The sequence below is a fragment of the Corallococcus sp. CA053C genome (assembly GCF_003611675.1).
Taxonomy (GTDB): domain Bacteria; phylum Myxococcota; class Myxococcia; order Myxococcales; family Myxococcaceae; genus Corallococcus.
The window spans coordinates 1-12,650 of sequence record NZ_RAWA01000291.1 but is presented as its reverse complement, the minus strand read 5'-3'; the positions used below and the strand labels follow the sequence as shown (position 1 = coordinate 12,650).

The window sequence follows — 12,650 nt, the reverse complement described above, 5'->3', positions numbered from 1 at the left end:
GTCCCCACTCCACCCGGACGCGACCCCATCGCGCCTCCCGAATCCACCCCGCGCACTCCCACGGGCGAGCGCCCCGCTCAGCGCCCCCTGGTCGTCGCCAGCGTCGAACCTCCAGACGACGCGTCCAAGAGCGCGCGCAGCGGCCGGCTCCCCGTGTCCATCCTCGTGCGCCCCTACGGCTCCATCCGCGTGGACGGCGGCCCGGCCAGCGCGCAGCAGCTCGCTCAGCACGACGTGCACGTGACCCCGGGCCCGCACACCATCACCGTCTCGTGCGGCTACTGCGAGGACGCGACGGAGACCATCGACGTGAAGTCCGAGGGCGAGAACGTCTTCCGCCTGCGCGCCCTCTTGAAGCCCTCGCAGCTCGCGTTCGACTACCAGCCGCCGGACGCCACCGTGCGCATCGGCGACGTGGAGCGCACCGCGCACGACAGCCTCCAGCAGCCCTTCGACATCCGCTCGCCCCGGGGTCCCGCCAGCTTCCAGCACCGCGTGGAGGTGGAGATCTCCTCACCCGGGTACAAGACGGAGAAGCGCGTCGTCCTGCTGGAGCCGGGCAAGCCCACCACCCTTCGCGGAAGCCTGCGCCCCGAATGAGCCGAGGCCCGCTGCTCCTCGTGTCGCTGGTGCTGGCCCTGCTGGGCCCCGCCTCCGTGCGCGCGCAGCCGGTGCCCAGCGCGGATCCGGAGGTCGCCGCCCTGCGCTCCGGCTTCGAATACGGCAAGTACGCCGAGGTGCTGGAGCGCGCCGGCCAGCGCATCGACCGCGGCGACCTGCCCGAAGAGGACCTCGTGGAGCTGCACAAGCTCGCGGGCCTGTCCGCCTTCAACCTCAACCGCACCGACGAAGCCGAGCGCCACCTGCGCGCCGTGCTCCGGTTGGATCCCGACTTCAGCCTGGACCCCTTCGTCGTCCCGCCCCCGGCCGTCGCCTTCTTCGACGACCTGAAGAACCAGATGGCCGGCGAGCGCGACTTCCTCCGCCAGGAGCAGCGCCTGCGGCTGGAGCGCGAGAAGACGGAGGCCGAACGCCGTGAACAGGAGCGCGTCGCCCTGGAGACCCAGCGCCGCCGCGCGGAGGAGCTGGCCCGTCAGGTGACGGTGCGCACCGTGGAGAAGCGCAACTTCCTGGTCAACTTCGTCCCGTTCGGCGCGGGCCAGTTCCAGCAGGGCCGCAACAGCATGGGCATCGTCTTCGCGGCCACGGAGGGCGCGCTCGCCGTCACCAGCATCATCGCCTTCTTCGCGTACGACTCGCTCTTCGAGGAGCGCTTCGTCAACCTGGACAACGTCCTGGACGAGGACGGCCGCGCGTCCATCCCGGTGCGCTTCATCCCCACCGACCGCGCCCGGCAGGCGGACACGTGGCAGCTGCTCAAGCTCGCGTCCGCCACCGGCTTCTACACCGTGTACACGCTGGGCGTGGTGGACGCCGTCTACCACCACGAGGACCAGGTGGTGAGCAGCACCACCGTGGAGTCCCGCCCGGAACCGACGCCTCCCGCCGTCTCCAGCACCCCTCCCCCGCGCCTGCGGCTCTACTCCACCAAGGGTGGCCTGGGCGCCGGTCTCTCCCTCTCGTTCTAGCCCCGGAATCGCTCCGCTCATGGCCAGCCTCACCGTCCGCACCCCCGATGGAAAGGTCCGCACGGTCTCCCTGCTCAAGCGCATCACCAGCCTGGGCCGGGGACCCGACAACGACGTGCCCCTGGAGGACACCAACGTCCCGCCCAGCGCCCTGCACGTCACCTTCGACGGCACCCGCTACGAGGTGGGCAGCCTGGGCGCCACCTTCCACGTCAACGGCAAGCGGCGCGACAACCACGCGCTCTCCACCGGCGACGTCGTCAAGGTGGGCGGCACCGAGCTGACCTTCTCCCGCGAGGACGCCCCCCGCGAGCCCGTGCGCCGCGAGCTCCCCGAGCGCGATGCGTCCTTCGCGTCCCCCGTCGCCGGGTCCTCCGATTCGCACACGTCGGAGCTGCCCGGGGTCGCGGGCCGGGAGCTGGTGCTGCTCAAGCGGCTCACCGCGTTCAGCGAGCGGCTCTTCGGCAGCTACGACGTGGACCGCATCCTGGAGAGCCTGCTGGACGAGGCCATCGAGGTAACGCGCGCCGACAAGGGCTTCCTCATCCTGATGGACAGCGGCGAGCCGCGCATGAAGGCGGCGCGCAACGTGGCGCGGGAGAACATCGAGGACGCGGTGGAGAAGCTGTCCGACTCCATCATCGCCAAGGTGGTGAAGGACCAGAAGGCCATCATCGTCGCGGACGCGCTGGACACCCCGGAGTTCAAGGCCAGCGAGTCGGTGGTCAACCTCAAGGTCCACTCCGTCATGTGCGTGCCCGTGATGCACAAGGGCGACCTGTTCGGCGTGCTCTACGTGGGCAACGACCGGCTGGTGAACCGCTTCGAACCCAAGAGCCTGGACATGCTCACCGTGTTCGCGGCGCAGGCGTCCCTGCTGCTGCAGAACGCGATGCTGGTCAACGACCTCAAGCTCGACAACACGGAGCTGCGGCGCAAGCTGGAGGACCAGCGCTACGGCGACATCGTGGGCGCGTGCCCCGGCATGCGGGACGTGTACAAGCGCATCGACAAGATCGCCCCCACGGACATCTCCGTGCTCATCACCGGCGAGACGGGCACCGGCAAGGAGCTCATCGCGCGGGAGATCCACCGCCGCTCGCCGCGCACCAAGGGCCCCTTCATCACGGTGAACTGCGGCGCCATCCCGGAGAACCTCCTGGAGAGCGAGCTGTTCGGCCACGCCAAGGGCGCCTTCACGGGCGCGGTGGCGACGAAGGCCGGCAAGTTCCAGGCGGCCATCGGCGGCACCCTCTTCCTGGACGAGATCGGCGAGATGCCGCTCCAGCTCCAGGTGAAGCTCCTGCGCGCGCTCCAGGAGAAGGTCGTCTACAAGGTCGGTGAGAACCGCGGCGAGCCGGTGGACATCCGCGTGGTGGCCGCGACGAACAAGATCCTGGAGGAGGAGGTCAAGCGCAACGCGTTCCGCGAGGACCTCTACTACCGGCTCAACGTCGTCACCGTGAAGCTGCCGCCCCTGCGCGAGCGCGGTGAGGACATCGTGTTGCTGAGCCAGGTGTTCATCAAGAAGTACGCGCGCGAGTTCAACTCCAAGGCGCGCGGCTTCACGCCCGCCGCCGCCGTGTCGATGAAGAAGTACGGCTGGCCGGGCAACATCCGCGAGCTGGAGAACCGCCTCAAGAAGGCGGTGGTGCTGGCGGACAAGCCGCTGTTGGGCCCGGACGACCTGGACCTCAAGCCGGAGAACCTGGAGCCCATCATGCCGCTCATCCAGGCCAAGGAGGAGTTCCAGAAGCGCTACATCAACGAGGTGCTGGCCCGGAACAACGGCAACCGCACCAAGACGGCCAAGGACCTGGGCGTGGATCCGCGCACCATCTTCCGCCACCTGGAGAAGCTGGAGGCGGAGAAGACCGGCCGTCCCCTGCCCCCCGAGGAGAACGAAGAACTGCTGTAGGCTCCCCGCCACGCCATGCTTCCCCATGCGACGCGACAGCCCCGAGGCATCCTCCAGCGGCTGGTGGCCGGCCTGGGCCTCGCTTCGCTCGCGGCGGGCGCAGGCTGCCTCATCCCCCAGGACGAAGCGCTGCTGGAGGGCGTGCCGGAGTTCAAGAACCGGCCGCCGCGCATCGTGGAGGAGCAGGTGGAGCCCTTCGAGCGCATCCTGCGCGCCTTCGGCGTGGGCAGCTGCACCCAGGACTTCAGCGTGGTGGTGGAGGATCCGGACGTGGACGACCGGCTCACGGTGGAGTGGTACGTGGACTACAACCCGTCCAACCCCGAGGGCTACTACCGGCAGATCGTCCTCGCCAACACCGGCCAGCCCCGGCGCGACGACCGGGGCACGCTGCACATGGACCTGCGCTCGGCCAACAACCCGCTGGGCACGCCGGGCATCCACCTGGTGGAGGCGCTGGTGACGGACCGGCACCTCACCCAGCGACAGCCGGATCCGCCCGAGGAGGTGTTCCTCCCGGACGGCGGCCTGGTGAAGAACCCGGGCTTCGTCACCTCGTACTCGTGGGTGGTGAACACGGTGCCGGGGGACTGTCAGTGAGGCGCGCGCTCCGGCTCCTCGCCCTGTCGCTCTGGGTGCCGGGCGCGGGGTGTGCCTTCCTGGAGGATGATCCGCCGCCGGATCAGCTCGTGTGCCGCTCCGACGCGGAGTGCATCTCCGGCCAGGTGTGCTTCGTGGACGGCTGCGGCAACCCCGGCGACGACATCGTCGTGGAGGTGCAGGCCCACCCCAAGGCGGGCCTGCACGCGCAGGACTTCCCGGTGGACCGGCTGCGCGCGGAGCAGAACCTGGAGCTGTTCAGCCCCGTGCGCCTGAGGGGCCGGGTGTCGCGGGGCACGGTGCCTGCCGTCGACGGAGGCACGGCGCCCGCCGCCTATCGCGGGCCCATCCACCTGCTCGCCACCGGAGAGAGCCGGCTCATCCCGGGCGTCGCGCGCCGCTACGATGCAACGCTCGTCCCGGACGACGGCGCGTGGGTGCTGCCCGTGGGCACGGGCGACTACACGGTGACGCTCACGCCCCTGGATCCGGGCCTGCCACCGCTGGCGCGCGCCGCCACGGTGGAGCCGGGCACCGGCGGCGCGGTGGCGTTCGAAGTGCCCACCCCGTCGCGGCTCGTGACGCTCACGGGGACGCTGGTGCGGCAGGGCACGCAGCGGGTGGACGCGGAGATGGAGGTCCAGGCGCTGGATGAATCGCTGCGGCCCCTGTCCCAGCGCGTGCGCGTCGTGAGGGGCACGGGCGCGTTCCAGGTCGTGCTCAGCGCCGAGGAAGCGGAGCGCCCCACGGTGCTGCTGCGCGCGTCGCCGCTGAGCGCCGGGGACCTGGTGCCGAGCAAGACGTTCGTGGTGGCGCCCTCCGAAGGCGCCACCGGGCCGCTGGAGCTGGGCGACGCGGGCGCGCCGGTGCGCGTGGCGGGCCGGGTGCTGGAGGGCGAATATGGCCTGCCCATCGTCGGCGCGCGGGTCTCCCTCCAGGGGCGCGTGGGCGGCGGCGGCACCTTCGAGGGCCTGCCCGTGCTGACGGACGCGCAGGGCCGCTACCAGCTCACCTCCCTGCCCGGCGCCTCCGACTCCCCTCTCACGCTGGTCATCGTCCCGCCCCCCGCGTCACGGGCGCGCCTGACGCTCCAGCCGGTGACGGTGCCCGCGCAGGACAGCACGCTGCCGGACGTGACGTGCCCGCTGCGCATGGTGGTGACGGGCACCGTGCGACAGCCGGACGCCATGAACCCGGCGTCGGGCGTGCGCCTCGTGGTGGAGCCGGTGGGCGCGCTCGCGGGCTGGCCCCAGTCCCCCATGGGCTTCGAGGCGCCGTCCACCACCGACGCCCTGGGCGGCTTCACGCTGGCCCTGGACCCGGGCGAGTACCGGCTGGACTTCCTGCCTGGGGAGAACCTGCCGCGCGTCAGCCGCTTCGTCACCGTCCAGCCCCGGACCCAGCAGGAGCAGAAGCTGGGGCTTCAGCCCTTCACGCTGTCCCGGGGGCGCTCGTTGAGCGGGCGCATCACCCTGCCCCCGGATCCAGCGCTGGCGCCGGACGGCATCGCGGCGAACGCGTCCGTGCGCTTCTTCCGCGTGGTGACGGTGGCGGGCAGGCCCACGTCGCTGCTGCTCGCGCAGACGGTGTCCGACAGCACGGGGCGCTACTCCACCGTGCTGCCCACGCGCTGAGGCTTAGGGCAGTCGTCCCGCGTCGCGGCGCGCGCTGTCGAAGGCGGCGTGCAGCGCGTCCACCGCGCCGCCCACCTCGCCCGCGTACTGCACCGCGTGGATGGTGTAGAGGTCCTGCACCTTGGCGAGCTGCCGGTACACCGCGCGCAGCTCCACGCGGGCCGGGTCGCGCGAGTCGAGCGCGCACTCGGACTCCGACTTGCGCAGGCGCGTCAGCCACTCGCTGCGGTAGCGCATCCACTCCTGGTCGACCTTGCGCGCGGGCAGGACGTGCACGAGCTTCTCGCGCTCCGCCTCCAGGTCCTTCCAGTGGCCGTCCGCGGCGTCCAGACACTCGCGAACGGTGAGTGGCGGAGTCACGGCCGGAGGTCGCCCGGGCGTCATCGCCGCCACCGAGTGCCCCACGTTCCAGATCATCCACAGCGAGAACAGCGTGGACAGCGTGATGTGGACCCCATACGCGGCGCCACGGAAGCGGCGGAAGCGGGGGTCTTTCCGGGGGTCGGGAGGAGCGGACACGGGGTCCAGGTCTTACGACCCTGGACCCCGGGTGGCAATCACTCCGTCATCCGCGGCGTCCGGGGGACAACCCCCCAGAAGCTCAGGAGAAGCTCAGGAGACGCTCACGCACCGGCCAGCGCTACTGACCGGCGGGCGCGGCCGTCTGCACGGCGGGCGCGGCCTGGGGCGCGACGCCCGGGGCACCCGCAGGCACCGCGGCGGCATCACCACCGGAGGCGGCGCGCTTCGCGGACGACAGGCGGCCGCGGAACTGAGACAGGTACTGGGTGGCCGGGTACGTGGCCAGCGCGTCGCGCACCGTGTCCGCCGCCTTATCGAACTGGCCCGTCTCCTGGTACGACTGGGCGAGCAGCAGCATGGCGTAGTCGCGCGTCTTGGACTTCTTGTCGCCTTCCACGAAGCGGGCCAGCAGCGGCACCGCCTTGTCGTGCTGGCGCAGCTGGTTGTACGCCGTGCCCAGGAAGAACGACGCGTCCAGCGCGTCCGCCTCCGCCGGGTTCATGGCGAGGAAGCGGCCCAGGTCCTCCACCACCGCGGCCATGTCGTTGCGGCGGAAGGCGATCTTCCCGCGCTCGAAGGCGGCGTCGCCCGTCTCGCGGCGCAGGTTGGCGGCGCGGTCGTTGAGGGCCTGGCGCTCCAGCGAGGACAGCCGCTGCGTGTCCAGCTTCATCAGCGCGTCGATGCCCTTGAGGCGCTCGTCGCCCGGCAGCGTGGTCATCATCTTGTAGACCTCACCCGCGGCGCGCTGCGCCGTCAGGTGCGCGGTGGTGTCCCCGCGCTGCTTCTCCAGCTGGCCGCTGAGGTCCGCCACCTGCTTCTCCAGCCGCTCGCGCTCGTTGGTGGAGCTGGAGCTGCGCGCGCCGCTGACGAGCACCGCGCCACCGACCGCCAGGATCACGAACAGCGCGTAGGCCACCGCCGAGGAGATCCACTGCCGCTTCTGGAAGTCCTCGTGACGCTTGCCCACCGCCTTCACCTCCGCATGGAGGTTCTTGAGCAGGTTGTCCGTCTTGATGACGAGGTTTCGCGATTCGATGACTTCCCGGCGGAGCTCTGAGAGCTCCTTCTCGAGATCGGTCTTCGGCTGTTCAGAGGGGGGCATGGACATCTTCCTGGGACCGGAAATGACTTCGGCCGACTCACGCATGCTAGGGGACTCTCCTGGATGAGGGGCGGGTTCTTTTTCCGCTCCCCAACAGAGCCCTGCGTGCGCGTCATTCCCCGACCGCCTGGATGCCTGCGTGCCTGCCTGCCCTGATCCGCGAGCCCCAGGGCTCGCTAGAACGTCGGCAGGGGCCGCGAAGGATCCGGTGGGAACGTATAAGTCACGCCCAGCGAGAACCAGCTGCCGCCGCTGCTGAAGCTGAACGGTCCGGGCGCGGTGGTCGTGTTGGGCGACTCCACCGGGCCGCGCAGGAACATCAGGCGGTACTCGGCGGTGATTCCCCACTTCGACGACAGCCGCAGGGTGGCGCCGAGCGCCCCCACCCACGCCTGGCCCACGTTCTCCTGGAGGCCGGAGCCCTCGCGCTTGGACGAGATGACGGCGGGCCCGGTGAGCACGCCCGCGAAGGGCACCAGCCCCTGCGGTCCGATGTCGAGCACGCCCTGGAAGCGCAGGCCCACGAGCGCGCCATACGCGAGCGTGGTGACCTTGCGCGACACGGTGGTGCCGTCGCCCACGGCTTCCGTCAGGCGCAGGTTCTGGGTCGTGCCGAACAGGTCGATGCCCAGCTCCACCAGGTCCGTCACCGCGTACGCGAACGTCAACGCGCCCACGGGGGCCCCGGAGGACTCCGGCGCGCGCTCCAGGCCCGCGCCGGGGCCCTTCGCGCCGTACCAGGAGTCGTAGAGCGTGGCGTTGGAGGTCAGCCGGTAGCCGGCTCCCACGGTGATGCGGCCCACGCCGTCCAGCGAGCTGGGGGCGGCTTCCGCGCTCCCCTCGTCGTCCTGGGCAAGGGCGGGGGTGGCGCACAGGGCAAGAAGCAGGGGCAGACGGCGGAGCATCCCGTTGGGTGCTACAGGCATGTGTGCCACCGTAGCCCCGAGCCCTCCGGCGTCAATTTTCTGGGAGGGAATCCGGCGTGTGTCGATCTTCCGCCGCGCCGTTCGTCGCGCTGTTGAACCCAGGGCCTGGTTCCGGCCCACCACACGGGAGTGACCCCCATGCGTTTCATGATGATCGTGAAGGCCAACAAGGACAGCGAAGCCGGCGTGCTCCCGACCCACGAGGAGCTGGCGGCGATGGGGAAGTTCAACGAGGAGCTGGTGAAGGCCGGCATCCTGCTCGCGGGCGAGGGGCTCCACCCGAGCTCCAAGGGAACGCGGGTGCGCTTCTCCGCGAAGCAGTCCACCGTGGTGGATGGCCCCTTCGCGGAGACGAAGGAGCTGATCGCCGGCTTCTGGATCCTCGAGGTGAAGTCGAAGGACGAGGCCATCGCCTGGGCGCGGCGCGTCCCCTTCGTGGACGGGGAGATCGAGATCCGCCAGGTGGCCGCCCCGGAGGACTTCGCGCCCAGCGACCCCACGGGCGAGCTGATGGAGAAGGAGCAGCAGTTGCGCGCGCAGATCGCCGCGAAGGCCTGAGCGCTGCCAGTGCCTACTGCTTCACGGGGAGGGGTGTCGCGGAGGCGGGGCGCGAGAACGTGCGCTGCATCTGCGCCGCGTACTCCTCCAGCGTGCCGAGCCCCATGGAGGCGCGCCGTGCATCCACCTGCGCGGCGTCCTCGATGGGCTGGGGAACCATCACCCCGTCCTTGTCGGTGAACTGGGTGCCATAGCGCTGCGGCTTGCCCTCGCCCACGAGCACCCGGTCGGTGAGGTACGCGACGTCCTTCTTCGGGACCTCGCCGGCGGCGAGCGCATTCTCCAGCAGCGTCAGGCACTCCCTCTGGAAGGCCCGATCCAGGTCCGCGTGCTGGACCATCAGCCACACGCCCTTCGAGGCCCGCTCGCCCACCAGCGTGCGCCCCGGCCAGCCATGTTTCGCGATCACGCCCTTGAGCCACGCGGTGTTGTCCCGGTCCACCTCGTTCAGCCGCTCGATCTTCTCCGGACCCGGCTTCGGGCCGTCCACGAAGAGCGCTTTGCGGACCGCCTGGTCCACCGCCATCCGCTTGAGCACCTCGTCCCGCAGGGTGGGATCCGTCGCCACGTTCTTCTTCGCGTCGGTGGCCTGGACCTTCGCCAGCACCTGCGCGAACGCGGGCTCGTCCCGCAGGCCAACGAGGTCCGTGTCCTGGGTCAGGTGCTCGGCGTCGTCCAGCCCCGCATCCGCGGCGCGCTCCAGCCACTGGAGTGCCTCCGGCTTCTGCCCGGCGAGAGAGGCCGCGCAGGCCGCGTTGTAGAGCATCCCGGGGTTGCGCTCGCCCGCGTCCCAGAGCTGGCGGTAGAACGGGAGCGCCTCCGCCGGCGCGTTGGCGGCGATGCGCTGTTCGGCCTGCGTGACGAGGGCGGAGCGCTCGGCGGCGGACAGCTGGGGCGCGGTGGCCGCGGGGGGCGTGGAAGGCGCGGTGGAGTGCGCACAGGCCGCGAGGTTCAAGCCTACGAGCAAGGCCATGAGGCGGTACATGGAGACCCCTTTGGGAGGACGGGAGAAAGGTCCGCCGGAGGGTAGCCAACCCCGCCTGAACGCGACAGCGATTGACGCACGCGAGCGGATTCAACGCACGGCGTTGCCGCGTCGTCAGCGCGCGCGCCGCTCCAGCTCCAGCAGCGGCATCTCCAGCACCACCACCGTGCCGTGCGTGCACGGAGGGGTGAAGTCCGCGCGGTCCAGCTCGCCAAGCAGCGCACGGAGCTGAGCATCCGTGAGCGGCGACGCGGAGGCACGGCGCGCGGCGTGACACGCCATCACGCGCACGGCCTCCGCGAGGCTCGTCACATCCAGCGGAGCGCTGCGCGGTGGCAGCGCGCGCGACAGGGCCTCCAGGAGCGCGCGCGCATCCACACCCTCCAGTCCCGCGGGCACCGCCTTGAGCGCGAGCGCGGTGCCGCCGAACGGCTCCACGTCCACGCCCAACATGAGCAGCGCCTCGCGGCCGTCCACCAGCGACTTCACCGCGGCCAATGACAGGTCCACCGTGGTGCCGAACAGCGACGGCGGCGGCGCCTTCGCTCCGTCATCCAGCCGGCGCAGGTACGCGGTGAGGCGCGCACGCTCCAGCGCGGCGTGCGGATCCAGCACCACCAGCGTGCCACCGGGGCCTTCACAGACGTGGAAGCGACTGCCCAGGAGCCCCATGGGTCGCAGCGCGGCGAAGTAGCCCGGAGGTGGCGCTTCGTTGAGCTGCGGCTGCGCCTCACCGAACGCGGGCGAGCGCCCCGGCATCGCGGGCCCCTGGAACGGACCGGGGAACCCACCGCCGTAACCCGGAGGCGCCCCACCCTGCCCGCCTCCGTAGGGAGCGCCTTGCGGACGGGGCGGCGCGGAACCGCCCGGGGCATCCATCGCCGTGGGCAGCGGCGCGCCCCAGGTAGCCTCCTGGGCGCGGGTGAGGAAGCGCTCCACCGCGTGCGCGTAGTGCGCGGCGTCGCGGGGCGGAGGGTTGGCGGCCTGCTGTTCTGGCGTGCCCAGCCACGGGGCGGCGCGCAGCACGCGCGTGAGGGCGGCGCTCAGCGCGTCCTGCACGCCCCGGGCGTCGGCGAAGCGGACCTCCTGCTTCTGGGGGTGCACGTTGACGTCCACCGCGCGTGGCTCCACGTCGATGTGCAGCACCACCACCGGCTGACGGCCCGCGGGCAGGAAGTCCTGGAACGCGCGCTGCACGGTGCTGATGAGGCCGCGGTCGCGGATGTAGCGGCGGTTGACGAAGGTGTAGAGCCCGCGCGCGTTGGGGAACGTGTACTCCGGCGACGCGAGGTAGCCCGTCACGCTCACGCCCAGCCGCCGCTCCTCCACCGGGAACAGGTGCGCGAAGGACGCGGGGCCCAGCGCCGCGGCGATGCGCTCGCGCGGGTCGTGTTCGCTGGCGGGGCTGGCGAAGAGCTCGTGGCCTTCATGCGTGGCGAAGAAGGCGACCTCCGGGTGCGCGAGCGCGAGGCGCACCACGGACTCCTCGCAGTGCTTGAGCTCGGTGGCGCCCTGGCGCATGAACTTGCGGCGCGCGGGCACGTTGAAGAACAGGTCCTCCACGGTGATGACGGTGCCCACGCGGGGCGGCGCGTCCTCCACCACGGGCGGGCCTCCACCCTCCACCGTGACCTTCGTGCCCACGTGCGCTTCGGGCTCCGCGGTGTGCAGCGTGAAGCGGGACACGGAGGCGATGGCGGGGATGGCCTCGCCACGGAACCCCATGGAGTCGATGTGGAACAGGTCGTCCAGCTCGCGCAGCTTGCTGGTCGCGTGGCGCTCCAGGCAGAGCGTGGCGTCGTCGCGGTTCATGCCGTGGCCGTCGTCGGACACGGTGATGCGGCCCACGCCGCCGCCCTCCAGCTCCACGCGCACGGTGCGCGCGCCAGCGTCGAGCGAGTTCTCGCACAGCTCCTTCACCACGGAGGCGGGGCGTTCCACCACCTCGCCAGCGGCGATCTTGTTGATGAGCACGTCGCTCAGGCGCGCGATTCGGGACATGGCGACCGTCGACCCTCCGCCAGCTGGATGACGTTGTCCAGAACATCACCGGCACGCTCGGCTGACATTCCTGGACGGCTGGGCTAACACCCGCCCTTGCGAATGGAAGTGATCCGAGCAGGCAAGGGCCCGATGCGCATCGCGGTGACAGGCGCCAATGGCGACTACGGCAAGCTGCTCCTGCCGAGACTGGAAGAAGACCCGGCGGTGGAGAGCATCCTCGTGCTCGACACGAAGGAGCCCCAGGGCGCGAAGAAGGTGGAGTTCCACCGGGTGGACCTCACCCGCTACGACGCGGAAGGCGACCTGACCGACGCGCTCACGGAGCGCCCCGTGGACGCGCTCTTCCACCTGGCGTTCCTTTTCGGACCCATCCTCAACGGCCCCCTGGCGCACGAGCTGGAGGTCATCGGTACGATGAACGTGCTGACGGCGGTGGGCCGCGCGAAGTTGCCGCGCCTGGTGGTGCCGTCGCTCACCGCGGCCTACGGGGCCCGGGGCAACAACCCGGCGCTGCTGAGGGAGGGCTCGCCCCTGTTCGGCTGTCCGCACAGCCGGTTCGTGAACGACAAGGTGGAGGTGGAAGGCCAGGTGCGGGCCTTCCGCGAGCGGCATCCCGCCACGCGCACGCTGGTGCTCCGGTTCGCGCCCCTGCTCGGTCGGAGCCTGGACAATCCCGCCACGCGCCTGCTGTCCCGGGCCGTGGTGCCCACGCTGCTGGGGTTCGACCCGCTCTGGCAGGCGGTGCACGAGGAGGACGCGGGCCGGGCGCTGCACCTGGCCCTGCGGGCGGACACGGCGGGGGAGTTCAACAT

General features: G+C 71.1%; 11 protein-coding genes and 1 pseudogene. 7 read left to right on the top strand and 5 right to left on the bottom strand.

Features of this window, described 5'->3' with window-relative positions; genetic code table 11:
• The 5 genes and pseudogenes from D7V97_RS30125 to D7V97_RS30105 form a co-directional block, all read left to right on the top strand.
• A pseudogene (locus tag D7V97_RS30125) lies at positions 1-600 on the top strand (serine/threonine protein kinase); the annotation flags it as partial.
• On the top strand, positions 597-1,589 hold the full coding sequence (locus D7V97_RS30120; protein ID WP_120614082.1) for a tetratricopeptide repeat protein: 993 nt from the start codon (positions 597-599) through the stop codon (positions 1,587-1,589). The pseudogene D7V97_RS30125 and the gene D7V97_RS30120, both read left to right, overlap by 4 nt.
• A 19-nt stretch (positions 1,590-1,608) precedes the next feature.
• Complete coding sequence (locus D7V97_RS30115; protein WP_120614081.1) at positions 1,609-3,507, top strand: sigma 54-interacting transcriptional regulator; 1,899 nt, start codon at positions 1,609-1,611, stop codon at positions 3,505-3,507.
• A gap of 15 nt (positions 3,508-3,522) precedes the next feature.
• Positions 3,523-4,107 carry a hypothetical protein gene (locus D7V97_RS30110; RefSeq protein ID WP_120614080.1) on the top strand — a complete coding sequence of 195 codons (585 nt, stop codon included), beginning with the start codon at positions 3,523-3,525 and terminating at the stop codon, positions 4,105-4,107.
• Entirely contained in the window at positions 4,104-5,741 is a 1,638-nt protein-coding gene (locus D7V97_RS30105) for a carboxypeptidase regulatory-like domain-containing protein (protein ID WP_233583317.1), read from the top strand. The genes D7V97_RS30110 and D7V97_RS30105 overlap by 4 nt, the downstream gene beginning before the upstream one ends.
• 3 nt (positions 5,742-5,744) lie before the next feature.
• On the opposite strand, the gene D7V97_RS30100 is transcribed toward D7V97_RS30105, so the two are convergent.
• From D7V97_RS30100 to D7V97_RS30090, 3 genes are all read right to left on the bottom strand, one after another.
• The gene (locus tag D7V97_RS30100; RefSeq protein WP_120614078.1) at positions 5,745-6,269 is read right to left on the bottom strand and encodes a hypothetical protein; all 525 of its coding nucleotides are present in this window, start codon (positions 6,267-6,269) and stop codon (positions 5,745-5,747) included.
• A gap of 112 nt (positions 6,270-6,381) precedes the next feature.
• Positions 6,382-7,365, bottom strand: a complete 984-nt coding sequence (locus tag D7V97_RS30095) for a tol-pal system YbgF family protein (RefSeq protein ID WP_120614077.1) — start codon at positions 7,363-7,365, stop codon at positions 6,382-6,384.
• Positions 7,366-7,541: 176 nt separating this feature from the next.
• The gene (locus tag D7V97_RS30090) at positions 7,542-8,291 is read right to left on the bottom strand and encodes a hypothetical protein (protein ID WP_233583316.1); all 750 of its coding nucleotides are present in this window, start codon (positions 8,289-8,291) and stop codon (positions 7,542-7,544) included.
• 138 nt (positions 8,292-8,429) lie between these two features.
• Between D7V97_RS30090 and D7V97_RS30085 the strand changes: the two genes are divergently transcribed.
• Positions 8,430-8,849 (top strand): YciI family protein, encoded by a 420-nt coding sequence (locus D7V97_RS30085; protein ID WP_120614075.1) that lies wholly within the window; start codon positions 8,430-8,432, stop codon positions 8,847-8,849.
• Positions 8,850-8,862: 13 nt separating this feature from the next.
• Here D7V97_RS30085 and D7V97_RS30080 read toward each other — a convergent pair whose 3' ends face one another.
• Both D7V97_RS30080 and mutL read right to left on the bottom strand, forming a co-directional pair.
• Positions 8,863-9,822: a DUF6624 domain-containing protein gene (locus D7V97_RS30080; protein ID WP_233583315.1), complete on the bottom strand. Its 960-nt coding sequence runs from the start codon at positions 9,820-9,822 to the stop codon at positions 8,863-8,865.
• Between the two features lie 126 nt (positions 9,823-9,948).
• Positions 9,949-11,835: a DNA mismatch repair endonuclease MutL gene (gene mutL / locus D7V97_RS30075; protein ID WP_120614073.1), complete on the bottom strand. Its 1,887-nt coding sequence runs from the start codon at positions 11,833-11,835 to the stop codon at positions 9,949-9,951.
• A gap of 102 nt (positions 11,836-11,937) precedes the next feature.
• Here mutL and D7V97_RS30070 point away from each other — a divergent pair.
• Positions 11,938-12,650: NAD-dependent epimerase/dehydratase family protein (locus tag D7V97_RS30070; protein ID WP_120614083.1), on the top strand; the 713-nt coding region annotated here is incomplete at its 3' end.

Excerpts from the sequence above, each read along its gene's own strand:
- D7V97_RS30120 (WP_120614082.1), top strand. The coding sequence starts at position 597 with ATGAGCCGAGGCCCGCTGCTCCTCGTGTCGCTGGTGCTGGCCCTGCTG.
- D7V97_RS30115 (WP_120614081.1), top strand. The coding sequence starts at position 1,609 with ATGGCCAGCCTCACCGTCCGCACCCCCGATGGAAAGGTCCGCACGGTC.
- D7V97_RS30110 (WP_120614080.1), top strand. The coding sequence starts at position 3,523 with ATGCTTCCCCATGCGACGCGACAGCCCCGAGGCATCCTCCAGCGGCTG.
- D7V97_RS30095 (WP_120614077.1), bottom strand. The coding sequence starts at position 7,365 with ATGCCCCCCTCTGAACAGCCGAAGACCGATCTCGAGAAGGAGCTCTCA.
- D7V97_RS30090 (WP_233583316.1), bottom strand. The coding sequence starts at position 8,291 with ATGCCTGTAGCACCCAACGGGATGCTCCGCCGTCTGCCCCTGCTTCTT.
- D7V97_RS30085 (WP_120614075.1), top strand. The coding sequence starts at position 8,430 with ATGCGTTTCATGATGATCGTGAAGGCCAACAAGGACAGCGAAGCCGGC.
- D7V97_RS30080 (WP_233583315.1), bottom strand. The coding sequence starts at position 9,822 with ATGGCCTTGCTCGTAGGCTTGAACCTCGCGGCCTGTGCGCACTCCACC.
- mutL (WP_120614073.1), bottom strand. The coding sequence starts at position 11,835 with ATGTCCCGAATCGCGCGCCTGAGCGACGTGCTCATCAACAAGATCGCC.